Annotated in this window: 21 protein-coding genes; 10 read left to right on the top strand and 11 right to left on the bottom strand. The window is 62.0% G+C overall.

Annotated features, from left to right (window positions below; genetic code table 11):
- Positions 1-11: 11 nt before the first annotated feature.
- A complete protein-coding gene (metR, locus tag AC3IYG_RS17000; RefSeq protein WP_489310372.1) occupies positions 12-932 on the bottom strand; it encodes a transcriptional regulator MetR in 921 nt (306 codons plus the stop codon).
- Between the two features lie 162 nt (positions 933-1,094).
- On the opposite strand from metR, the gene metE reads away from it, so the two are divergent.
- Together metE and AC3IYG_RS16990 are read left to right on the top strand one after the other, a co-directional pair.
- Positions 1,095-3,413, top strand: a complete 2,319-nt coding sequence (gene metE, locus AC3IYG_RS16995) for a 5-methyltetrahydropteroyltriglutamate--homocysteine S-methyltransferase (protein WP_489310370.1) — start codon at positions 1,095-1,097, stop codon at positions 3,411-3,413.
- A 342-nt stretch (positions 3,414-3,755) separates the two neighbouring features.
- On the top strand, positions 3,756-4,745 hold the full coding sequence (locus AC3IYG_RS16990) for an alpha/beta fold hydrolase (protein ID WP_489310368.1): 990 nt from the start codon (positions 3,756-3,758) through the stop codon (positions 4,743-4,745).
- Positions 4,746-4,800: 55 nt separating this feature from the next.
- Here the strand turns inward: AC3IYG_RS16990 and glpD are convergent, their stop codons facing one another.
- Both glpD and AC3IYG_RS16980 read right to left on the bottom strand, forming a co-directional pair.
- Positions 4,801-6,342, bottom strand: a complete 1,542-nt coding sequence (gene glpD, locus AC3IYG_RS16985; protein ID WP_489310366.1) for a glycerol-3-phosphate dehydrogenase — start codon at positions 6,340-6,342, stop codon at positions 4,801-4,803.
- 134 nt (positions 6,343-6,476) lie between these two features.
- Entirely contained in the window at positions 6,477-7,235 is a 759-nt protein-coding gene (locus tag AC3IYG_RS16980) for a DeoR/GlpR family DNA-binding transcription regulator (RefSeq protein ID WP_489310364.1), read from the bottom strand.
- A 96-nt stretch (positions 7,236-7,331) separates the two neighbouring features.
- Between AC3IYG_RS16980 and ybaK the strand changes: the two genes are divergently transcribed.
- Both ybaK and glpK read left to right on the top strand, forming a co-directional pair.
- On the top strand, positions 7,332-7,802 hold the full coding sequence (ybaK, locus tag AC3IYG_RS16975) for a Cys-tRNA(Pro) deacylase (RefSeq protein WP_489310362.1): 471 nt from the start codon (positions 7,332-7,334) through the stop codon (positions 7,800-7,802).
- A gap of 128 nt (positions 7,803-7,930) precedes the next feature.
- The gene (gene glpK / locus AC3IYG_RS16970) at positions 7,931-9,418 is read left to right on the top strand and encodes a glycerol kinase GlpK (RefSeq protein WP_489310360.1); all 1,488 of its coding nucleotides are present in this window, start codon (positions 7,931-7,933) and stop codon (positions 9,416-9,418) included.
- A gap of 40 nt (positions 9,419-9,458) precedes the next feature.
- On the opposite strand, the gene AC3IYG_RS16965 is transcribed toward glpK, so the two are convergent.
- Positions 9,459-10,235: a type IV pili methyl-accepting chemotaxis transducer N-terminal domain-containing protein gene (locus AC3IYG_RS16965; RefSeq protein WP_489310358.1), complete on the bottom strand. Its 777-nt coding sequence runs from the start codon at positions 10,233-10,235 to the stop codon at positions 9,459-9,461.
- A 79-nt stretch (positions 10,236-10,314) separates the two neighbouring features.
- Positions 10,315-11,556, bottom strand: coding sequence for an alginate export family protein (locus tag AC3IYG_RS16960; RefSeq protein ID WP_489310356.1), 1,242 nt, complete (start codon positions 11,554-11,556; stop codon positions 10,315-10,317).
- Between the two features lie 386 nt (positions 11,557-11,942).
- Between AC3IYG_RS16960 and AC3IYG_RS16955 the strand changes: the two genes are divergently transcribed.
- Together AC3IYG_RS16955 and AC3IYG_RS16950 are read left to right on the top strand one after the other, a co-directional pair.
- Entirely contained in the window at positions 11,943-12,725 is a 783-nt protein-coding gene (locus AC3IYG_RS16955) for a PhzF family phenazine biosynthesis protein (RefSeq protein ID WP_489310354.1), read from the top strand.
- A gap of 71 nt (positions 12,726-12,796) precedes the next feature.
- Entirely contained in the window at positions 12,797-13,864 is a 1,068-nt protein-coding gene (locus tag AC3IYG_RS16950) for a GGDEF domain-containing protein (RefSeq protein ID WP_489310352.1), read from the top strand.
- Here the strand turns inward: AC3IYG_RS16950 and AC3IYG_RS16945 are convergent.
- Together AC3IYG_RS16945 and argF are read right to left on the bottom strand one after the other, a co-directional pair.
- On the bottom strand, positions 13,846-14,955 hold the full coding sequence (locus AC3IYG_RS16945) for an ABC transporter ATP-binding protein (protein WP_489310350.1): 1,110 nt from the start codon (positions 14,953-14,955) through the stop codon (positions 13,846-13,848). The genes AC3IYG_RS16950 and AC3IYG_RS16945 overlap by 19 nt on opposite strands.
- Complete coding sequence (argF, locus tag AC3IYG_RS16940) at positions 14,952-15,872, bottom strand: ornithine carbamoyltransferase (protein ID WP_489310348.1); 921 nt, start codon at positions 15,870-15,872, stop codon at positions 14,952-14,954. Before argF ends, AC3IYG_RS16945 begins: the two co-directional genes overlap by 4 nt.
- Positions 15,873-16,358: 486 nt before the next feature.
- Here argF and AC3IYG_RS16935 point away from each other — a divergent pair, with 486 nt between their 5' ends.
- The gene (locus tag AC3IYG_RS16935; RefSeq protein ID WP_489310346.1) at positions 16,359-16,589 is read left to right on the top strand and encodes a hypothetical protein; all 231 of its coding nucleotides are present in this window, start codon (positions 16,359-16,361) and stop codon (positions 16,587-16,589) included.
- Positions 16,590-16,697: 108 nt separating this feature from the next.
- On the opposite strand, the gene AC3IYG_RS16930 is transcribed toward AC3IYG_RS16935, so the two are convergent.
- Positions 16,698-16,910, bottom strand: a complete 213-nt coding sequence (locus AC3IYG_RS16930) for a cold-shock protein (RefSeq protein ID WP_108097521.1) — start codon at positions 16,908-16,910, stop codon at positions 16,698-16,700.
- Positions 16,911-17,330: 420 nt separating this feature from the next.
- Here AC3IYG_RS16930 and AC3IYG_RS16925 point away from each other — a divergent pair, with 420 nt between their 5' ends.
- Positions 17,331-19,439 carry a molybdopterin oxidoreductase family protein gene (locus tag AC3IYG_RS16925; RefSeq protein WP_489310344.1) on the top strand — a complete coding sequence of 703 codons (2,109 nt, stop codon included), beginning with the start codon at positions 17,331-17,333 and terminating at the stop codon, positions 19,437-19,439.
- A gap of 118 nt (positions 19,440-19,557) precedes the next feature.
- Positions 19,558-19,884, top strand: coding sequence for a Grx4 family monothiol glutaredoxin (gene grxD / locus AC3IYG_RS16920; RefSeq protein ID WP_489310342.1), 327 nt, complete (start codon positions 19,558-19,560; stop codon positions 19,882-19,884).
- Positions 19,885-19,957: 73 nt separating this feature from the next.
- On the opposite strand, the gene AC3IYG_RS16915 is transcribed toward grxD, so the two are convergent.
- The 3 genes from AC3IYG_RS16915 to AC3IYG_RS16905 form a co-directional block, all read right to left on the bottom strand.
- Positions 19,958-21,289 carry an IS4 family transposase gene (locus tag AC3IYG_RS16915; RefSeq protein WP_489309617.1) on the bottom strand — a complete coding sequence of 444 codons (1,332 nt, stop codon included), beginning with the start codon at positions 21,287-21,289 and terminating at the stop codon, positions 19,958-19,960.
- A gap of 113 nt (positions 21,290-21,402) precedes the next feature.
- Positions 21,403-21,873 (bottom strand): bacterioferritin, encoded by a 471-nt coding sequence (bfr, locus tag AC3IYG_RS16910; RefSeq protein WP_489310340.1) that lies wholly within the window; start codon positions 21,871-21,873, stop codon positions 21,403-21,405.
- 200 nt (positions 21,874-22,073) lie between these two features.
- Complete coding sequence (locus AC3IYG_RS16905) at positions 22,074-22,292, bottom strand: bacterioferritin-associated ferredoxin (RefSeq protein ID WP_489310338.1); 219 nt, start codon at positions 22,290-22,292, stop codon at positions 22,074-22,076.
- Positions 22,293-22,581: 289 nt separating this feature from the next.
- On the opposite strand from AC3IYG_RS16905, the gene AC3IYG_RS16900 reads away from it, so the two are divergent.
- A complete protein-coding gene (locus tag AC3IYG_RS16900; RefSeq protein WP_489310336.1) occupies positions 22,582-23,184 on the top strand; it encodes a peroxiredoxin in 603 nt (200 codons plus the stop codon).
- Positions 23,185-23,226 lie beyond the last annotated feature (42 nt).

Below are 23,226 nucleotides of genomic sequence, written 5' to 3'. Positions count from 1 at the left end.
GTTTCAAACAGTCAGCTGCGAGCGGCACTGACGCCTTCCAGCGTGGCGAAGGAGGTGTCCTTGGCGGTGAGCAGGAAGTCGCGCATGAACGGCGCATCCAGCATGTCGGTGCGGATGCCGGCGTACAGGGTAGCGAACAGGCCTTTGTCGCCGAGGCGTTTGGCCGTCACGTAGCCGCGCGAGCTGTACTCATACAGCGCCCAGTTCGGCAGGCCGCAAACGCCGCGCCCACTGGCCACCAGCTGCATCATCATCACCGTCAGCTCCGAGGTGCGCACCTGCGCCGGTTCGATATCGGCCGGTTCAAGGAAGCGGGTGAAGATATCCAGGCGATCGCGTTCCACCGGGTAGGTGATCAGGGTTTCCTTGGCCAGGTCGCCGGGCACGATGTATGGCTTGTTCGCCAGGCCGTGCTGGTTGGCCACCGCGAGCATGGCCTCGTAGGTGAACAGCGGCACATAGGTGATGCCGGCCAGCTCGATCGGGTCGGACGTCACCACCAGGTCCAGGTCGCCACGGGCCAGGGCCGGCAGCGGCGCGAAGGAGAAACCCGAGGCCAGGTCCAGCTCGACTTCCGGCCAGGCATCGCGGAACTGGTCGATGGTTGGCATCAACCACTGAAAGCAGCTGTGGCATTCGATCGCCATGTGCAACCGGCCGGCGGTGCCGCCGGCCAGCCGCGCCATGTCACGTTCGGCGGCACGCAGTTGCGGCAATAGCGCGTCGGCCAGTTGCAGCAGGCGCAAGCCGGCGCTGGAGAAGCGCACGGGCTTGGTCTTGCGCACGAACAACGGCATGCCCAGGCGCTCCTCCAGCTCCTTGAACTGGTGAGAGAGGGCGGATTGGGTCAGGTGCAGACGCTCGGCGGCATCCACCAGGCTGTCGGCCTCGCGCAAGGCGTGCAGGGTTTTGAGGTGGCGAAATTCCAGCATGCAGCGTGCCTCATGGTGATGTGGATATGCGTCGAGCTTTTTGTAGGCGCGGGTAAGTTGACTATGAATTAATCTATCGATGAACGCGAATACGTTGAGTTTGTCTCATGAAGCATGGCTTGTCGACAATGGCCCCCATCATTTGCATGGAGGTGTTTTGACATGGCCCTGGCACACAACCTTGGTTTCCCCCGTATCGGTCGCGACCGTGAACTGAAGAAGGCGCTGGAAGCCTATTGGCAAGGCGATCTCGACGAGGCCGGTTTGCGTACCGTTGGCCGCGCGTTGCGCGCCGCCCATTGGCAGGTGCAGAAAGACGCCGGCATCGAGCTGCTGCCGGTGGGCGATTTCGCTTGGTACGACCAGGTGCTCACCCATTCGCTGACCTTCGGTGTGATCCCCGAGCGGTTTCGCCCGCCGGCCGGGCTGCCGACCCTGGAGACGCTGTTCGCCATGGCGCGCGGCGCTGCTGGCAGCACGGGCGGGCAAGCCTGCTGCGGCGGCGCCCATGCGCAACCCCAGCTCGCACAAGAGCTAACCAAGTGGTTCGACAGCAACTACCACTACCTGGTCCCCGAGTTCAGCCAGGACCAGCAGTTCAAACTGAGCTGGGAGCAGTTGTTCGAGGAGGTCGAGGAGGCGCAGGCGCTTGGCCACAGCGTCAAGCCGGTGTTGATCGGGCCGCTGACTTACCTGTGGCTGGGCAAGGCCAAAGGCGCCAGTTTCGACAAGCTGGAGCTGCTCGAGCGCCTGCTGCCGCTCTACGGCGAAATCCTCGGGCGCCTGGCCGCCCAAGGTGTGGAATGGGTGCAGATCGACGAGCCGATCCTCGCGCTGGACCTGCCGCAAGACTGGAAAAATGCCTTCGAGCGCGCCTATCACCTGTTGCAGTACTCGCCGTTGAAGAAGCTGCTCGCCACCTACTTCGGTGGCCTGGAAGACAACCTCGGGCTGGCCGCCGGGCTGCCGGTGCAGGGCCTGCATATCGACTTGGTACGCGCACCGGAACAGCTGGGCGCGGTGCTCGACCGGCTGCCGACCTACAAAGTCCTGTCGCTGGGCGTGGTCAACGGGCGTAACGTCTGGCGTTGCGATCTGGAACAGGCTCTGGCGCAGCTGCAGGAGGCGCAGCTGCGCTTCGGCGACAACCTCTGGGTGGCCGGCTCCTGCTCGCTGTTGCACAGTCCGGTGGACCTGGGGCGTGAAGAGCAGCTGGATGCCGAACTGAGCAGTTGGCTGGCCTTCGCCGTGCAGAAGTGCGACGAAATTGCCGTGCTGGCCAAGGCGCTGAGCGCGCCGCAAGCCCCCGCCGTGCTCGCGGCCCTGGCTGAAAGCCGCGCGGTGCAGGCGAGCCGCGCGCAATCACCACGCATCCACAAGGCCGAGGTGCAGGCCCGGTTGGCGGCGATCACGGCCGCGGACAGTCAGCGGCGCTCGCCCTTCAGCGCGCGCATCGAGGTGCAACGCGCCCGCCTGCAGCTGCCGGCGTTTCCCACCACGACGATCGGCTCCTTCCCGCAGACCGCGGCGATTCGTCTGGCGCGCCAGTCGTTCAAGCGTGGCAAGCTCTCCCTCGGCGAGTACACCGAGGCCATGCACAACGAAATCCGCCATGCGACCGAGGCGCAGGAGCGTCTCGGCCTGGACGTATTGGTGCACGGCGAGGCGGAGCGCAACGACATGGTCGAGTACTTTGCCGAGCAGCTCGACGGCTATCTGTTCACCCGCTTCGGTTGGGTGCAGAGCTACGGTTCGCGCTGCGTCAAACCGGCGGTAATCTACGGTGACCTGAGCCGCCCGCGACCGATGACGGTGGCGTGGATCAGCTACGCCCAGGGCCTTACCGACAAGGTGATGAAAGGCATGCTGACCGGCCCGGTGACCATGCTGATGTGGTCCTTCGCCCGTGACGATGTGCCGCGTGACGTGCAGGCCCGGCAACTGGCGCTGGCCATCCGTGACGAGGTGCTCGACCTGGAAGCGGCGGGGATCAAGATCGTGCAGATCGACGAAGCGGCGTTCCGCGAAGGTTTGCCGTTGCGCCGGGCACAGTGGCAGGCCTATCTCGACTGGGCGGTGGCGGCCTTCCGTCTGACGGCCAGCGGCGTGCGCGACGAAACCCAGATCCACACGCACATGTGCTACAGCGAGTTCAACGATGTGATCGAGTCGATCGCGGCGATGGATGCCGACGTCATCACCATCGAGACTTCGCGCTCGGATATGGAGTTGCTGGATGCCTTCGAGGCGTTCGACTACCCGAACGATATCGGCCCGGGCGTCTACGACATTCACTCGCCCCAAGTGCCGGACACCGCGGCGATGGTCAAACTGCTGAGCAAAGCGGTACAGCGCATCCCCGCCGAACGGCTGTGGGTCAACCCGGACTGCGGCTTGAAAACCCGTGGCTGGCCGGAGGCCGAGGCGGCGTTGATCAATATGGTCGCGGCGGCGCGGCAGTTGCGCAGCCAGTTGGCCTGAGCCTAATGCCTGTGCGAGCTGCGCCCTGGATTCCCGCGCAAACGGGAATCCAGGGCGCAAGGTTTGTAGGCTGGGAGCCGACACGGATGAATTGGCGACAGTGCGGCGGCGTCCTTCATAGGTGCGCGCCAGCTCGCGCATACCCGTGAGGCGAAAGCAGCGCGGTCAAGTCCGCTTCCGTTGGGTTTGCGCTTTCCGCCGCACGTCTTTCAGCGGTTACTCGTCACCGATGGCATGACCGCTCGGCGGCCTTCATCAAACTGTCACGGTTCTGTGGCAGCGCGCTCGATGGAATATCACCAAACTCGCGTCCTACTGGGGTTCTGCGTTTTGGTGTTTTCTATGCGTGCGCTACTTTTCCTGGCTGCACTGGTGTGCGGCTTGCCGTCTTTTGCGGCTTCTCGCTGCGATGTCGATGTGCCGACGCAAATGGCCAACGTGGGCGAGGTGAATCTCGCTTACCAGAGCATCGGGCGCGACTCCGACCCGGCGCTGTTGCTGGTCATGGGCCTGGGTGGGCAGTTGATCCACTGGCCGGATGAAGTGGTGGCGGCTATGTGTCGGCAAGGTTTTCGGGTGATCCGCTACGACAACCGCGATGTCGGCCTCTCGACCTGGGCGCACGGCACCCCCATGGTCAATCTGACCTATGAAGTGTTGCGTTATCAGGTCGGTCTGTCGGTGTCGGCGCCTTATCAGCTGCGCGATATGGCCAGCGATGCGCTGGGCCTGATGAGTGCGCTGCAGGTGCAGAGCTTCCATGTGTTGGGCGCGAGCATGGGCGGCATGATCGCCCAGCACATGGCCGACATGGCTCCTGCCCGGGTGCAGAGCCTGACATTGGTGATGACCAGCTCCGGCGCCCAAGGCCTGCCCGCGCCGAGCCCGGCATTGATGCACTTGCTGGCCCGGCGCGAGGCACCGAGTCGCGCCGTGGCCATCGAACAGCAGGCTGATCTGCTTGCGGCCCTGGGCAGCCCGGATGTCAGCGACGAGCGCGAATTCCTCCGCCAGCAGGCGGCCATCGCCTACGACCGCGCCTTCAATCCGGAAGGGGTGCAGCGGCAGATGCTCGCCATTCTCGCCGAGCCGAGCCGTGTCGAGCTGCTCAATCGCCTGCGCGTGCCGACCCTGGTGGTGCATGGCACCGCTGACCCGCTGTTGCCGGTGATGCATGGCGTGCATGTCGCCGCGCATATCAAAGGCGCGAAACTGAAGTTGATCCCAGGCTTGGCCCATCGTTTTCAGGAGGCGTTCAAGGCGCCGCTGCTGGCCGCGGTGTTGCCCTATCTCGCGGCCCATCGGCAGCCGGTCGGGTTGGCCCAGCTATAAAAAAGCCCCGCATGAGCGGGGCGAAGGGGCTTGCAATTCAAATTTGGGAAATGGTTCAGGCCGCGTGGCTGTTTTGCGGGCGGTGCGGGTGCTCGGTCTGCAGGTAGTTGGCCAGCCGGGTTTTCTGTCCCGGGGTCATGAACAGCCCCAGCTTGGTTCGCCGCCAGAGGATGTCGGCGCTGTCGCAGGCCCACTCTTCGCGGCACAGATAATCCACTTCGCGGGTGTAGAGGCCGGCCCCCAGGTGTTCGCCGAGATCGCTCAGTTCATGCACGCCGTCGAGCAGCACCCAACTGCGGCTGCCATAGGTGCTGGCCCAGCGGCGGGCCAGTTGCGTGGGCAGCCAGCCGAAGCAGTCGCACAATGCCTCGACCAGCGCGCTGCGGCTTTCCAGCTGTTCACCGCCGGGTAGCGGAGCGTTGGCGGTCCAGCTCGGTTTCAGGTTCTGGAAATACGGAGCGAGTTGCGCCAGGGCCGACTCGGCGAGCTTACGGTAGGTGGTCAGCTTGCCGCCGAACACCGACAGTAGCGGCGCCTCGCCTGGGTAGGCCGACAACGCCAGGGTGTAATCACGGGTCACGGCGGACGGCTCATCCGATTCGTCGTCGCACAGCGGCCGCACCCCGGCAAAGCTGTGCAGGATGTCGGCACGGCTGAGCGGGTGCTTGAAGTGGGCATTGACCACCTCCAGCAGGTAGCTGGTTTCTTCCTCGCTGATTGCCACCTTGGCCGGGTCGCCCTGGTATTCGCGGTCGGTGGTGCCGATCAGGGTGAAGCGTTCCAGGTAGGGAATGGCAAAAACTATCCGGCGGTCTTCGTTCTGCAGGATATACGCCTGCTCGCCCTCGAACAGGCGCGGCACGATGATATGGCTGCCCTGGATCAGGCGGATGCCGTAGGGCGACTTCTGCTTCAGGTCATCCTGGATAAAGCGCGCCACCCAGGGACCGGCGGCGTTGACCAGGGCGTGAGCGCGAATCGAATAAAGACTGCCGTCGGCGCGTTCCAGGTGGATATGCCACAGGCCTTTGCTGCGTCGCGCGCTGACGCAGCGGGTGCGGGTATGTACATGGGCGCCATTCTCCCGTGCGGCCATGGCGTTGAGCACCACCAGGCGCGCATCGTCGACCCAGCAATCGGAGTATTCGAAGCCACGGCTGATCTCGGCTTTCAGCGGGCTGCCAGCGCCGAACCGCAGGCTGCGCGAACCGGCCAGTTGCTTGCGCTTGCCGAGGTGGTCATAGAGGAACAGGCCGGCGCGAATCATCCAGGCCGGCCGTAGGTGTGGCCGATGGGGGAGGATGAAACGCAGCGGTTTGACGATGTGCGGGGCCTTGGCCAGTAGTACCTCGCGTTCGGCCAGGGCTTCGCGCACCAGGCGGAACTCATAGTGTTCGAGGTAGCGCAGGCCGCCATGGATCAGTTTGCTGCTGGCGGACGAGGTGTGCTGGGCCAGATCGTCCTTTTCGCAAAGGAACACCGACAGGCCGCGCCCGGCTGCATCCGCAGCGATGCCGACACCATTGATGCCGCCCCCGACCACCGCGAGGTCATAGACTTCGGCAATCGAGTTGCTGGAGTTGGGGTTTGCGCGCATTGCGGGCCTCTACAGTCGAAAGTGAACGTTGTTATGTTCATTTCCGAAAATGGTAGTCGAATAGTTCGCTATTGGCCAGCTGTGCGTTCGCTTACAGGCCGAGTGGGTGTTCGCAGGGTTCCGGTGGGGCGCGGTCAGACCAGTTGCAGTTGGATCTTCTGCTGTGTCAGCAAGCGGGCCACCGCGATGGGCGGCGCGCTGTCGGTGAAGACCCGGTCGACCAGGCCGATGGAGCCCAGGCGTACCACCGCATTGCGGCCGAACTTGCTTGAGTCGGCGGCGAGGAAGACCTGCCGGGCGTTGTCGATGATCGCCTGGGAGACGCGGACTTCCTGGTAGTCGAAGTCGAGCAGGCTGCCGTCGTCATCGATACCGCTGATGCCCATCAGGGCGAAGTCGACCTTGAACTGCTGAATGAAGTCGACCGCGGGCTGGCCGACGATGCCGCCATCGCTGCGCACCGTGCCGCCGGCGACCAGGACTTCGAAATCGGCTTTGTCGCTGAGCTGGGCGGCAACGTGCAGGTTGTTGGTGATCACCTTCAGCCCGCGGTGATTGAGCAGGGCGCGGGCGATGGCTTCGGTGGTGGTGCCGATGCTGATGAACAGTGAGGCGTGGTCGGGGATCTGGGCGGCGATGGCCTCGGCGATGCGCTGCTTTTCTTCGCGCATCAGCCCGGCGCGCATGGCGTAGGCGGTGTTCTGGGTGCTCGATGCCTCGCTCGCGGCGCCGCCGTGGGTACGGCGCAGCAGGCCCTGTTCGGCCAGCTGGTTGATGTCGCGGCGAATGGTTTGCGGGGTCACGGCGAAGGCTTGCGCCAGTTCGTCGATGCTGACGTAGCCACGCTCGCGGGCCAGGTCGAGAATGTTTTGCTGCCGGGGCGCCAGGTTCATGCAGGCTTCCTTGTTTTGCTCGGCATTATAGGCTGCCAGTGTCAGAATTTTCGGCTAAGGTACGCGAACTTTGTCAGATTATTTTCACATTCGAACATGACGCCTGCCATCGACCTGTTGAAAAAAGCCCGTGCCGAGCATCGGGTGCTGAGTTACAGCCATGATCCCAAGGCCGCGTCCTATGGCCTGGAGGCGGCGCAGAAGCTTGGGCTGGAGCCGGCGCGGGTGTTCAAGACCCTGCTCGCGGCGAGCGAGAAGGGCGAGTTGCTGGTCGCTGTGGTGCCGGTTGCCGGTACCTTGGATCTCAAGGCGCTGGCCCATGCCGCTGGGGTTAAAAAGGTCGATATGGCCGATCCGGCGGCGGCGCAGCGCTCGACGGGTTATCTACTCGGCGGTATCAGCCCGTTGGGGCAGAAGAAGCGTCTGCGGACCTTTATCGATGAATCGGCCAAGTTGCATACGACGATTTATGTCAGTGCCGGGCGCCGAGGTCTGGAGGTCGAGTTGGCTGCGGATGTGCTGGCGCAGCACTGCCAGGCACAGTTCGCCGGCATCGGCCGCGATTAGCCGTTTACCGCTAAAGCGTTCGCCAGGAAACTGCTGCAACGGTTTTCAGTAAGCTCCAGCGCCGTGAAACCCCGCGTGCGCCGACGTTGTCGCACTTTTTACGCGGCCAAAATAATAAGGAAGCCATGATGTCCCAGTACCTTCTTGCCATCGACCAAGGCACCACCAGCAGCCGTGCGATTGTCTTCAGTGCCCAGGGCTTGCCGGTGGCGCGGGCGCAGCAGGAGTTCAAACAGTACTTTCCCAAGGACGGTTGGGTCGAGCATGACGGCGAAGAGCTGTGGCTGAGCACGCTCAAGGTCTGCCGCGAGGCGTTGCAGCAAGGCGGTTTGAATGCCAGTGAGATCGCCGCCATCGGCATCACCAATCAGCGGGAAACCACGCTGGTCTGGGATGCGCTCAATGGTACGCCGATCCATCCGGCCATCGTCTGGCAGGATCGACGTACCGCCGATTACTGCGCCGAACTCAAGGCGGCTGGCCATGAGGCGACGGTGGCGGCCAAGACCGGGCTGCTGATCGACCCTTATTTCTCCGCCACCAAATTGCGCTGGATTCTCCAGCAGGTGCCGGGCGCCCGCGAGCGTGCCGAGCGCGGCGAATTGCGCTTCGGCACGGTCGATAGTTTTCTGCTGTGGCGCCTGACCGGCGGCAAGTCGCACAAGACCGATGCGACCAATGCTTCGCGCACCCTGTTGTTCAATATCCATACCCAGCAATGGGATGCCGACCTGCTCGCCCTGTTCGAGATCCCGGCCAGCCTGCTGCCGGAGGTACTGGATTGCGCGGCGGACTTCGGCAGCACCGAGGCGAGCCTGCTCGGCGCCAGCATTCCGGTGCTGGGCATGGCCGGCGACCAGCAGGCGGCCTTGATCGGTCAGGCCTGCTTCCAGCCCGGTATGGTGAAAAGCACCTACGGCACCGGCTGTTTCATGATCCAGAACACCGGCGAGCAGCCCGTCGTCTCGCAGAACCGTCTGCTCACCACAGTCGGTTATCGCCTCGGCGGCAAGGTCACCTATGCGGTGGAGGGCAGTATTTTCGTCGCCGGCGCGGCGGTGCAATGGCTGCGCGATGGGATCAAGCTGATCAGCCATGCGCGCGACACCGAAGCCATGGCCGAGCAGACCGGCGATGCCTGCGGCGTGTACCTGGTGCCGGCCTTTACCGGGCTCGGCGCCCCGTACTGGGACCCGAAGGCGCGGGGGGCGATCTTCGGCCTGACCCGCGATACCGGGATCAAGGAAATCGTCACCGCCGGCCTGCAGTCGGTCTGTTACCAAACCCGTGACCTGCTCGAAGCCATGCGCCAGGACGGTGCCGCCGCACCCAGCGCGCTGCGGGTCGACGGCGGCATGGTAGAGAACAACTGGGTCATGCAGTTTCTCGCCGACATCCTCGGCGTGCCGGTTGAGCGCCCGGAAGTGACCGAGACCACGGCATTGGGTGTGGCCTACCTGGCCGGGTTGCAGGCCGGTCTCTATCCTGACCTGGAGGCTGTCGCCAGGCACTGGCATCGGCAGAAGCGCTTTACCCCGAGGATGGCCGAGGATCACCGCCGCAAGCTCTACGCCGGCTGGTTGGATGCCGTGCAGCGGGTACGCAGCGAAGGCTGAGCAGGCCCGCTCCTACGGGGATGTAAGGGCTTTGGGCGTTTTAGGAGCCCGCCTGCATCACCCCTTCATATGCGGTGGTCAGCTCGTTCATCTGCATCAGCAGGGTCTCGGTGCTGGTGGTGATCACCGTTGGCACGTAGCGCGAGTCCGCCGAGAGGCGGAAGCCGGCGCGGCAGAAGCGCCACTGCGCATCCGCCTGTTGCAGGGCCTTGCTGATCGCCGGGGTGTTCTGCTCGGCGCCCTGCAACTCCTTCAGCGCCACGTCGAACTCATCCACCGAGTTCTGGAACTGCGCATCCAGCGCGCTGACCGGCAGGTGCCAGCTCATGGCCACATAGAGTTTGGCGATACGCTGGCTGAGCATGCGCTGGCGGCCACTGCGGTTTACCAGGCGAGCATTGCTGCTGCCGGTATGGCGCTCGATCAGTTGCACCAGCTTCTCGCTCTGGGCCAGCAAGCGGTCACTCAGCTCCAGCAACTGCATGGCCCGTGGCTTGTCCGGTGTAGACAACGCCAGTTCACGGTAGTCGTTCCAGGTCAGCCGCGCGTCGTTCAACGCACTGCGAATATCAGCGGTAGGCGCGTAGTCACTGAGCGCCTGATAGTTGCTCTCGAACTTGGCCACACTCTGGTCAAGCTGCCGAATGGCCACTTCGGCCCGAATCTGTGCCCCGATCATCAGGTAATTCTTGGCGATGCGCTGACTGAGCATGCGCTGCATGCCTGACAGGTTCATGGCTTCTGCATCGCTGATCACGGCCCAGCTCGGCAGGCTGATCAGGCTGAGGCCGAACAGTAGAAGGAAACGTTTGAGCATTTGAGTGCCTCCTGCGGCGCGGTGGCATCGCCACCGCGCAGATTCAACGGTAAGCCCCGGCATGCCGGGGCTTGGGCCATCAGTAGGTGTATTGCAGTTGGGCCCAGAGCTTCTGGGTATCAACGGCAAAATCGTCGGCATCGTAGTCGGCGTATTTCAGCATCCCGACCAAGCCCTTGACCCCTGGAATCGGGTGGCTGTAGGCCACATCGAATTCCTCGCCGTACTGGCTGCTACCTTGTTCGGCGCGGAAATCGTGGTACCAGGCCTGTGCGCTGCCACCCCAGAGCGGCAGTGTGCCGCCGAAGTAGGCATCCTTGATGCCGCCTGCTGGCGTGGTGAGGAACAGGTCGGCCCAGCCCTGGAAGATGTGCTTGGTCGCCAGCGGCGTCTGGAAGGCGCGGTTGCCCGTGCCGTTGTCGCCGCCGAGCACTTCATAGCCCGCTTTCAGTGCCGCGCCTTTGACCGTGTAACCCAACTCGGCCAGGTAGTAGTCGCTGTCCAGTTCCAGCGGGTTGTCTTCGTAGTCCTTCTGCTGCGCGTATTCGAGGGCGTAGCTGACGCCGGAGAGGACGCCGTTCAGGCGCAGGCCGCTGGTCTTGCTCGACGAGGTCTCGAAGGGCGCCGCGGCGGACACCGCCAGGTTGTCCAGGCCGAGCAGGTAGTGGTAGGCCGTCACGGTCAGTTCCGGCATGGCCACGTACTGGGCGTTCAGCAGGTGGCTATGGCCTTCGATATTTGCCGGGTTGGTCTTGAAGCCGTGTTGCCCCTCCGGGCCGAAGATGCTGTTGATGTTGTCCAGGTAGGCATAGGTCAGGGTCAGCCCGCTGAGCGGTTTGAGTTGCAGCAGGGCGGCATCGTAGGTCTGCTCGTTCTGCCGCCAGGCCGAGCCGCCGACGAAGCGCTGATTGTCCAGGTTGATGCGTTGGCGGCCGACGACCGCGTTGCCGAGGCTATGGTCGTAGCGCAGCAGAGCTTGATTGATCTCGCTGCCGTCCGGGTCGGCGACCACGGCGTATTCGCTCTGACCGTTGCGGGTGTCGTTGTAGGCGGCATCACCGATGCGGCTGACATTGTCCGCCTCGACCAGGCCGGAGAAGCCATACCACTTGCCGCTCTGGAAGCCGACGCGGGTACGCAGGGTCTGGGCGTTGGCATGCTTGAGGGCGTTGTCCTGATCGACGTGCTCGTAGCGATAACGGGCGTCGAAGATGGGTTTGCCCTGGCTGAGCAGGTTACTGAAATCCTCCTCGGTGGCGGCATAAGTCAGGGCGGGGCTGGCGATGGCGAGGAACAACACGGTGCGTTTGATTGAGCACATGGGGATCTTTCCTGATGGGCCAAAATCGAAAAAAAAACGCCACAGTGCCCAAGGCTCCAAAGGAGAGGGCTACTGTGACGTCGTTGTCGGTTGTGGCAGACACGCCGTTGTGCTGACCGGGGGCTGCAATAGCAGGCACCATGCCATCTTTTGTAAGCTGCTGATTTGTTAAGTAATTGTGACTGTTGTCGATGATCTTTGGCGGGCATGGTGCACCGTGCTCGCTCAGCCCGCCTTGAGACAGTGCAGTTTTCCAACTGGTTTTTGATGGCTCGCGCGATAGGCTTGTGTAGCTGTAGCGTTGCAAAAAATCTCGACTGTATTGTTCGCCCGCCGCCTCGACGAGGCATGCTGGGCGTCGTTTTCCCTCTCAGGAATCTAAGGCCATGCACCTCGAGTTTCATCAGATCGATGCTTTCAGCGCGCGCCCGTTCGGTGGCAACCCGGCGATTGTCTATCGTCTCGATGCCTGGCTGGCGGATGAGCTGATGCAGAAGATTGCCGCCGAGCATAACCTGGCAGAAACCGCCTTTTTGGTGAAAGAAGGGGCGGCCTGGCATATTCGCTGGTTCACGCCGACGGTCGAGGTGCCGCTCTGTGGCCACGCCACGCTGGCCAGCGCCCATGCCTTGTTCGAGCTCTACGACGAGCCGGGTCAGCAGATCGATTTCATCTCCAAGTCCGGGGCGCTGAGCGTCAGCCGCGAGGGTGAGCGGCTGGTGCTGGATTTCCCCGCGCAGGTGCCGCAGCAAGCGGGTGTGACCCTGGCGCTCGAGCAGGCGCTGGGCGTGCCTGTCGTCGATGCCCTGAGTACCGACAAGCTGCTGGTGTTGTTGGACTCCGAACATGCCGTGCGCGCCTGTCAGCCGGATTTCGCGGTGTTGGCCAAGCTGCCCTGGCTGGGGGTGATTGTCAGCGCGCCGGGTGAGCAACATGACTTCGTCTCACGCTTCTTCGCTCCGGCGATTGGCATCAACGAAGACCCGGTGACCGGTGCGGCGCACTGCAGCCTGATCCCCTACTGGGCACAACGTCTCGGTAAGCAGACGCTGTCGGCCTATCAATGCTCGGCCCGTGGCGGCGAATTGCACTGCCGGCTGGAGGGCGAGCGGGTGAAGATCGCCGGGTACTCGCACTTGGTGGCCAGCGGACGTCTCTGGTTGAGCTGAGTACGTATCGACTGTCGCACGGAGCGGGTCTGGGTATACTGCCGCACCGTCCTTGGGGAGTAGGGAAGCTGATGCAGTCTCGCCACCAACTGTTGCGTGTACGCCGTATCCTTCTGGCCAGCAGCGCTTCGCTCGGCTATCTGCTGCTGTGCTGGCTGGCCTTCGCGGCTGGCTTCATGCAGTTGCAGCTAGCGGGCATGCTGCTCCTGACCTTCGCGGTGCTGGTCAGCGCCGTCGGTTTTCTGCTGTTTACCTGGACTGGCCTCAATCTGCGTTTTCGCGACCCCAGCCTGACGCTGGCGCAAATGTGCTGGGCGATCGGCATGGTGTTCGTCAGCGCCTACTTCGCCGATGGCCTGCGCTCGCTGTTTCTGACGATGGCGCTGGTGGCGTTGATGTTTGGCGCCTTTCGCCTGAGCTTGGCGGGCTTCGTCCGCGTCGGGCTGTTCACCGCGGCCTGCTATGCCGTGCTGATCATGGCGCTGCTCAAGCAGGGCGCGGCAATCGATTTGCGCATCGAGCTGATCCGCGCACTGGCGTTCTTCGTGCTGATGGGCGGGGTGTCGATGCTCGGTCTGGAGATGAGCCGGCTGAGCGAAACCCTGCAGGAGCGCAACCGCGACCTGCAGCTGGCGCTGGAACGCATCCAGCAACTGGCGATTACCGATGAGCTGACCGGGTTGTACAACCGACGCTTCGCCAAGGACATTCTCAGCCAGCAAAAGGCCTTGGCCGACCGTGGCAGCTATGACTTTGTCCTGTGCCTGGTCGATCTGGATTTTTTCAAAAGCGTGAATGACCGCTATGGACATGCCGGGGGCGACAGCGTGTTGTGTCAGTTGGCGCGCTTGTTCGAGCAGGTGGTACGCGACGTGGACTTCGTCGCGCGTCTGGGGGGCGAGGAGTTTCTCTTGGTGTTCTCTTGCACCGACGTGGCGGGCGCCCGGCAGGTGCTTGAGCGCTTGCGGCAAACCCTGCGTGACACCCATTGGCAGAACTGCCCGGAGTTGCGCCTGACCCTGTCGGTCGGCGTGAGCCGCTATTGCTCCGCGGAACCGTGGGAAGACACGATGCAGCGGGCCGACAGCGCCTTGTACCAAGCCAAGGGCAACGGCCGCGATCAGGTGGTGGTGTTGTAGCGGCGTACGCCGGAGTCTGGCCGCGCGATATGCGCGGCGACACTGCCCGGCGCCGGGAATACCACCAGGTGGTCAGCGGCGACGCGGATGCCGACGTGTTCGCCGGGCTGGTGATCGGCGTGGCTGGGGAAGATCGATTCCAGCTGGCTGCCGGTGGCGAGTTGCAGGCGGTAAAGGGTCGCGGCACCGAGGAAGGTCTTGGCGACGATCAGCGCTTTTTGCTCGCTGTCCGGGGCATAGACGATATCGTCCGGGCGTAGCAAGACATCCACTGCGCTGCCGGTTGGCCAAGTGTAGGCGCGGTTGCCGCGGATCACGCCCAGCTCGGTCTGCACCGAGTCGTGAGTCAGCAACTGCCCGCGAATGAAATAACCCTGGCCGATAAAGCTCGCGACAAAAGGTGTCAGCGGCTCGTGGTAGAGGTTGTAGGGCGTGTCCCACTGCTGCAGTTGGCCTTCATGAAAGACCCCGACGTGATCGCTGACGGCGAAGGCTTCTTCCTGGTCATGGGTGACCAGAATCGCGCTGGTGCCACGCGCCTTGAGAATGTCGCGCACTTCATGGCTCAGGCGCCGACGCAGCTCGCCATCCAGGTTGGAGAAGGGCTCGTCGAGCAGCAGCAGTTGCGGTTCCGGGGCCAGTGCGCGGGCCAGGGCCACCCGCTGTTGCTGGCCGCCCGAGAGCTCGTGGGGGTAGCGTTTGCTCAGTGCCGAGAGCTTGACCAGCTCCAGCAGTTCGGCGGTTACCCGCTCGTGCTCGGGGTGTTTGCGGATGCCGAAGGCAACGTTCTCGGCCACATTCAGGTGCGGGAACAGCGCGTAGTCCTGGAACACCATGCCGATCCGGCGCTTTTCCGGCGCCAGGGTGAAACCGGCGCGCGAGATGACCTGGTCGGCCAGTTGAATCTCGCCTTCGAGCACCGGTTCGAAACCGGCGATGGCCCGCAGCGTAGTGGTCTTTCCGCAGCCGGAAGGCCCCAGCAGGCAGCCGATATCACCGACATTCAGGTGCAGATTGAGGTGTTGCACGACGCGTTGTTCGCGGTAGCCGCAAACCAGGTCGCGCAGATTGAGCAGCAGTGGGTGGCTCATGCGTGGTGGTAGGCCGGTTCGACCAGGAATTCCAGCAGCGCCTTCTGCGCGTGCAGGCGGTTTTCCGCTTGATCCCAGGCCGCCGAACGCGGGTCGTCGAGCAAGTCCTCGCTGATTTCTTCGCCCCGGTGGGCCGGCAAGCAGTGCAGGAACAGCACGTCCGTGGCGGCCAGATCGAGCAGGGCACGGTTCACTTGATAGGGTTTGAACAGCGCCAGACGCTTGGCGGTTTCTTCTTCCTGACCCATCGACGTCCATACATCGGTGCTCACCAGGTGAGCGCCGGCCACCGCCGCACGCGGATCGCGGACGATGGTCACGCGATCGCCGGCCTGGGCGAGGAACGTGGCGTTCGGCTCATAGCCTTCGGGGCAGGCGACACGCAATTGGAAGTCGAACTGCTGGGCGGCCTCGATGTAGCTGTTGCACATATTGTTGCCGTCGCCGATCCAGGCCACGGTCTTGCCTTGGATCGAGCCGCGCTGTTCGTAGAAGGTCTGCATGTCAGCCAGCAGTTGGCAGGGGTGCAGGTCGTCCGACAGGCCGTTGATCACCGGAACCCGCGAATGCGCGGCGAACTCGGTCAGGGTGCTGTGGGCGAAGGTGCGGATCATCACGGCGTCGAGCATGCGCGACATGACGATGGCACAGTCGCTGATCGGCTCGCCGCGACCCAGTTGCGTGTCGCGTGGGGAGAGGAAGATCGCCTGGCCGCCGAGCTGGATCATGCCCGCTTCGAAAGACAGGCGGGTACGGGTCGAGGCCTTCTCGAAGATCATCCCCAGTACGCGATTTTTCAGCGGCTCGAACAGCACGCCGCGATTGCGCAGGTTTTTCAGCTCGATGCCACGACGGATCAGGCCCAGCAGTTCCTGGGGCGTGCAGTCCATTAGCGAGAGAAAGTGCCTTGCGCTCATCATTAACTACCTTTTGTACAACAGTTGCGTCGGTCGATAAGCCTGGTTTTCCGAGAAAATAGGCGGGACCGGCGGCTGGGGGCCGCATGCGGCGACGAAATGGGGAAGGCGCGATCTTATAAGTAAATGTCGCGCCCTGTCATCAGGGTTCAATAGCTGCGCGGTCTGCAGCGGCTATCGAGGTGCCTGTACCACGGGGTGTCCTTGTGCTTATTGCTCAGCAATTGCGGCCAGTGGACGTTGGAATTGCCCCTGCCCACATTCCCGAGGGGGAGCATTTGTACACTGTGGCCCGACAGGTTGGCAATGAACGCGAGCGGCAGCCGGGCTTTCGAGGCCTGTTTACAGCGGGTTGCCAGCCGGGCATCGAGCGCGCTGGGCTCAGGTTTCTGCCCATCCGTCCGGGAGCTGTGGCCGCGCCCGGATACCGCGCATACTCAACGCTAGAGCCGACCTTTTGTCGGCGAGCCTCGAACAGGAAGTCTTATGAGTCAGCGCTCTTTTGCCCATCATCTCGTCTGGAATGCGGCCAAAATCGTCGGTAAGGAGCCGCAGGCTTTTCTCGCCATCCGTCGTCAGGGCGATGACTCCGATGCGGTCTACCACCGTATCTGCACCGATCAGCGTTTCGAGTACAAGATCGACGCCGAGACCGCCGCACTGGAGGCGCTGGCCAAGGTCACCAGCATCGACAAGAACGATAACCCAGTGTTCTGAACGGCGGCTTGGCTACTCGGCATGCCCGGGTTCTGCTCGCGGGGCTGAACGTCAGGCATAAAAAAGCCCCGCACGAGGCGGGGCTTTTTTGAATCGGAACCGGGAGTCTTAGACTACCTGAACTTCTTCAGCTTGCATGCCTTTCTGGCCTTTAGCAGCCACGAAAGAAACGGTTTGGCCTTCTTTCAGGCTCTTGAAACCGTCGCTTTGGATTGCTTTGAAGTGCACGAACAGGTCAGCGCCGCCGTTGCTTGGAGTGATGAAGCCGAAGCCTTTTTCATCGTTGAACCATTTAACGGTGCCAGTTTCGCGATTAGCCATGGTGTTTCTCCTTGAACAGAGTGGATTGCGGCACGGGAAGTAACCCGGCCAGTACTGAGTGCAAAGAGTTATCGGATTCGTGTAGATGGTTGGATCGAGATCTAAACACCAAGTTGCGATTCGCGGTACACATGCAGCACAGTGGCCCAAAGATACGCACTTTGTGCGATTAATGCGACTAGCTAGAGCGTGGATATTTCATTTCTACGCAAAAAATACGCATAAAAGGGGGGGCGATGAGCTCTCCCGGGGCGGCGGCAACCCCATGAACCTCAGTGCTGGCGGTACTGGGCGGCGGTTAAATCGGTAGGCCTGATGCCTGTCGATTCATAAGACGAACGCTTCTGGCGAAGTCGTGCGGCTGGCTCCATAGTCTTCATTCCACGACCTGACGGTCGTCTCGAATAAGAAGGCCAGGCCATGACCAAGACCCTCCATCACCGTGCGTGCCACCTCTGCGAAGCCATCTGTGGTCTGACCATCGAGACCATAGCCCTGGAGGGCGGCGGCCAGCAGATTCTCTCGATCAAGGGCGACGCCCAGGACAGCTTCAGTCGCGGTCATATCTGCCCTAAGGCCGTCGCTCTGCAAGATATCCAGAATGACCCCGACCGCCTGCGCCAGCCCATGCGCCGCGTCGGCAGCGAATGGCAGGCCATCGAGTGGGATGAGGCCTTCGAGTGGGTCGCCAGTCGCTTGGCCGATATCCAGGCCCGTCATGGGCACAACGCGGTGGCCACCTACCATGGCAACCCCAGCGTGCATAATTATGGGGTGATGACCCACAGCAACTATTTCCTCGGTCAGCTGAAAACCCGCAACCGCTTCTCCGCCACCTCGGTGGATCAGTTGCCTCATCACCTGGTCAGCTTGCAGCTGTATGGCCATGGCCTGCTGTTGCCGATCTGCGATATCGACCATACCGACTTCATGCTGATCCTCGGCGGCAACCCCTTGGCCTCCAACGGCAGCATCATGACCGTGCCGGATGTCGAGAAGCGGTTGAAGGCGATCAAGGCCCGCGGCGGCAAGATCGTGGTGGTCGACCCACGCCGCAGCGAGACCGCTGCGATCGCTGATCAGCACCTGTTCGTGCGTCCGGGCCAGGACGCGGCGCTGCTCTTTGGCATATTGAATACCCTGTTCGAGGAAGGCCTGACCCGTGCCAGCCATCTGCCGGTCGAGGGGCTGGACGAGGCGCGCCAGGCCATCGCCGGATTCACCGCCGAAGCCATGAGCGAGCGTTGCGGCGTGCCGGCCGAACAGATCCGCCAACTGGCCCGCGACTTTGCGGCGGCCGACAAGGCGGTGTGCTATGGCCGCATGGGGGTCTCCACCCAGGCCTTCGGCACGCTCTGCCATTGGCTGATCCAACTGATCAATCTGGTCACCAATAACCTCGACCGGGTCGGTGGTGCGCTCTGCACCGAGCCGGCGCTGGATCTGGTGGCCAGCACCTCCGGCGGCAACTTCAACCGTTGGCAGAGCCGCGTATCCGGGCTGCCGGAATATGGCAGCGAGCTGCCGGTGGCGGCGCTCGCCGAGGAGATGCTGGTGCCGGGCGAGGGACAGATTCGCGCGCTGATCACCATCGCTGGCAACCCGGTGCTCTCTACTCCCAATGGCCGCCAGCTGGAGCAGGCCCTGGATGGTTTGGAGTTCATGCTCAGCGTCGATCTCTACATCAACGAGACCACTCGCTATGCCGACCTGATCCTGCCGCCCACCGGGCCGCTGGAGCACGACCACTACGACACCACCTTCAACATGTTCGCCGTGCGCAACGTCACCCGCTTCAACGAGCCGGTGCTGGATAAGCCCGAGGGCGCGCTGCACGACTGGGAGATTTTCGTCGGCCTGGCCAAGGCCTTTGCCGCCAGAACCGAGGTGTCGCTGAAACCGACCATGGCGCCGGCGCAGATGATCGATATGGGCTTGCGCATGGGCCTCTACGGCGACAAGTCCGAACACCAGCTGTCGTTGGCCAAACTGCGCGAGCACCCCCACGGCATCGATCTGGGCGCGCTCAAGCCCAACCTGACCGCGCGGTTGAAGACGCCGGGCAAGAAGGTCCAGGCGGCGCCGGCCTTGTTATTGAGCGATCTGCCGCGCTTCGCCGCCGACCCCGTGCCCAAGGTTGGCGAACTGGTGTTGATCGGCCGTCGCCATGTGCGCAGCAATAACTCGTGGATGCATAACTACCACCGTCTGGTGAAGGGTAAGCCGCGTCATCAGTTGCTGATGAATCCCGAGGATCTGACCCGCCGTGGCTTGACTGATGGCCAGCGGGTGCAGGTGCGTTCGCGAGTCGGTTCTATCGAGGTGGAAGTGGCGGCCAGCGAAGAAATGATGCCTGGCGTGGTCAGCTTGCCCCATGGTTGGGGGCATGGCCGCCCTGGGGTCCAGATGGCGATCGCCAGTGCGCAGCCGGGGGCCAGCGCGAACGATCTGACTGATGAGCGTCAGCTCGACGCATTGTCTGGCAACGCTGCCTTGAACGGTGTTCCGGTTGAGGTCGAAGCGGCCTGATTTCGGACGATGGGAGGCCGAGCCAAGCGCTTGGCTTTCCGTTACAATGCCGCCACCATGCCGGCCTCCGAGTCGGCCAGTTGGACAGTCAGATAGCCGCCCAGTGCTGAGGTACCCCATGGATATCATCGAAACCATCAAAGAGCAGATCGCCAACAACACTGTTCTGCTTTATATGAAAGGCTCGCCGAATGCCCCGCAGTGTGGTTTTTCGTCGAAGGCTGCGCAGGTCGTCATGGCTTGTGGCGAGAAGTTCGCCTACGTCGACATCCTGCAAAACCCGGAAATTCGCGCCAACCTGCCGAAGTACGCCAACTGGCCGACCTTCCCGCAGCTGTGGGTCGGCGGCGAACTGGTCGGCGGCAGCGACATCATGGCCGAGCTGTTCGAGAAGGGTGAATTGCAGACCCTGATCAAAGCGGCGACGCACAAAGTCGATGCCTGATTCAGTGTGCCGCGCCGGCTGACTCGCGAGCGCGCGCCGCGCAATAAAAAGCCCCGCAGTGCGGTAATGCTGTTCACTTAAGCGGAGCAGCATTGCGGTTAACTGGGTAACGGGTCTTGGAAATTTTCACCGTCCTTGGTCGTGATGGCCTTGGACGGTGATCCAGAAACAACCCTCCGATGCCCGCCCGCAAAGCCGACAAGCGTCTACCTGTTGCCGACAGTGGATTGGCAGCGGCCATCACGATCAGCTGCACGGCGATGTACTGGCAAGCCGGCTTGAAGCGTATATCGGACGGGGTGCGTCCAAACGCTACCGCCGCCTGACTCGCCTCCCGACGAATGATGTTGTAGGCCAGCAGCAATCCCCAAACTTCCTGGTAGATCAGGTCAATCTTCTTGCTGCGCAGGGTTGCGGCATTCTGCTGCATGGAGCTTTTGATATCCCTGAAGCCCAGTTCAATTTCCCAGCGCTCCTGGTACAGCTCTGCAACGGCTTCGGCGCTGTAGGCGTCGGCCGGTAGCGAGGTCAGGACGGTTTTCACTTTGCCCTGCACTGCATAGCTGACTTCACGCACGTCCCAGTAGGTTGGTAGGTCTGGGTTACGCTTTCTCGCCTGCGGTGAAACCTTCATACGCAGCAGGCGATCCTGCTTGCCGTAACGGATCACCTCCTCGCTGATCAGGCCCTGACGAGCGGGGATCAACCAGTGTCGGTTGTCACCGGCCGTGGCCACTTTCAGCAGCAAATCAGCACTCCAGAAGCCTTTATCGAACAACGTGACCGAATGGTTGGGGATCTGTTGCAAAAACTCATCGGCCAGGCGCATTTCACTGCGCCGATAGGGGCTCAGCTGGGCATTCAGAATCAAATGGGAGCGCACATTCATCAAGGCTACAAGACGCATCATGGGGAAGGGCGTCTGGCGCTCGGTGGAGGTATTGCCAGACCCGAAATGGTCCCGTAGTTCAGGCGTATCGGGCGTGCGCATGAGTGCCCCGTCCACGGCAAAAACCTGCAGCCCCCGCCAGGTGTCATCGCTATAGCGTTCGCCTCCCCATTGGCTGCCAGTTTTGCGGAACAGCCACTCGACCGGCTCGGCGCCAAGCCGCTTGCGAGCCTCAGTGACACCACTTTTGGCCAGCAAGCAATCCGAAGCCAGTCCCTGGGCACAAATGTTTAGACGCCTGGCCACCTCATGGACAGGCTCATCGCGGAAGAGCGCCATGCCTAGCACCAGCCAGAGCACCTGATCGGCAGGTAGCCGACGACGGCGGATGGTGGCCTGAGAGGAAAGATCAAGCGCGGACGCCACCCACTCGATTGGGATGTTCTGGGTGAAGGTGCTCAGGTCGGAGAAGTTGAATAGCTCGCCCAGATCGAGCAGATGCTGTTGGAAAGACATAAAAAATCCGATACCAGGAAGACTGGCATCGGATTCTCGGGGAAGCCCGGCTGGCGTTCAAATGCTTAAGTGAACAGCATTACGCACATGCGGGGCTTTTTTGTGTCTGCGTTTTATTCGTCCATCTGCGACTGCAGGTAGTTCGGCAGGCCGACCTTGTCGATCAGGCCAAGCTGGGTTTCCAGCCAGTCGATATGGTCTTCCTCGGAGCAGAGGATCTCTTCCAGCAGCTCACGGCTGGCATAGTCGGCAATGCTTTCGCAGTAGGCGATGGCGTCCTTGAGATCGATGTGAGCCTTGTGCTCGATCTTCAGGTCGCACTCAAGCATTTCCTTGGTGTTTTCGCCGATCAGGATTTTGCCCAGGTCTTGCAGGTTCGGCAGACCTTCGAGGAAGAGGATGCGCTTGATCAGCTTGTCCGCATGCTTCATCTCATCGATGGATTCGTGGTACTCGTGCTCACCGAGCTTTTTCAGGCCCCAGTCTTCGTACATGCGTGCGTGCAAGAAGTACTGGTTGATAGCGACCAGCTCGTTCCCGAGGATCTTGTTCAGATGCTGGATGACTTTCTTGTCGCCTTTCATGTCGGATCCTGCCGTGCAAGGGAATTGAGTATTTTCGGATTTTGAGCCTGTCGATTGGGGCTGTCAAATCTAAGTTATTGAATTTAAAGTAATAATTAATAAAAATACGAATGTTTTAGTTCTGCGTTTTGTCGCTAAGCACTTGAATTACAGGCATAAAAAAACCGGACACGCGGTCCGGCTTTTCGAAAGCGTTGGAATCAGGCGGCAACAAAGCCGGCCGGGTAGGCCAGAGCAGCTTGGCTGCTTTGTACCTCGGTCAGGGTTTCGCGAACCACTTGCTTGGCCAGGGTGGCGCATTTGCCGCATTGGCTGGCAACGTCCAGTGTGTTGCGGACATCGCGGTAGCTGCAGCAACCTTCGAAGATCGCATCGCGGATTTGACCGTCGGTAACACCAAGGCAGAGACAGACGTACATAGGTGGCCCAAAACTCAAAGTGGCTTGATGCGAAAGATACTAATGTTAATGAGAATGCTTGTCAAAACCTATGTTCGGCTCCTCGTGCCAGAAGCCTGACTGCCGGATGAGCGGTCATCTGTGTTGGGGCGGCCCGTAACCTGTATGCGGGGAAAAAGCGGTGGGCCTCGCTCAAAATCGAGGTGTATCATCGACGGTTCTTGGAGCGGGTCGGGTCATGGCGCTGTCGTTCGGCGGCGCTGGATGTGTATCGACTCGCGCCTCACTCATCCACTCAAGGAGATATCGAATGAGCGTACTCGTAGGCAAACAAGCCCCTGATTTCAATGTGGCCGCGGTGCTGGCCAACGGCGAGATCGTCGACAGCTTCAGCTTGTCCTCGGCAATCAAAGGCAAATACGGTCTGGTCTTCTTCTACCCGCTGGACTTCACCTTTGTCTGCCCGTCCGAGCTGATCGCTCTGGATCACCGCATCCCTGATTTCAAGGCGCGCAACGTAGAAGTGATCGGTGTTTCCATCGACTCCCATTTCACCCACAACGCCTGGCGCAACACGCCGGTAGAGAAGGGCGGTATCGGCCAGGTTCAGTACACCCTGGCTGCCGACGTCAAGCATGAGATCGCCAAGGCCTACGACGTAGAGTCCGCCGATGGCGTGGCGTTCCGTGGTGCTTTCCTGATCGACCTGAATGGCGTCGTGCGTTCGCAGATCGTCAATGACCTGCCGCTGGGCCGTAACATGGACGAGCTGCTGCGTCTGGTCGATGCCCTGCAGTTCACCGAAGAGCACGGCGAAGTCTGCCCGGCGAACTGGAAGAAAGGCGACAAAGGCATGACCGCCACACCGGAAGGCGTGGCCTCGTACCTGGCCGAGAACGCCAGCAAGCTGTAAGCCCGAAAGGCTGCTGCCTGCATAAAAAAACCCGGCTCAGGC

This window comes from Pseudomonas sp. KH_027 (genome assembly GCF_057838565.1).
The sequence above is the reverse complement of the archived record's forward strand: the minus strand, read 5'-3'. Positions and strand labels throughout refer to the sequence as shown.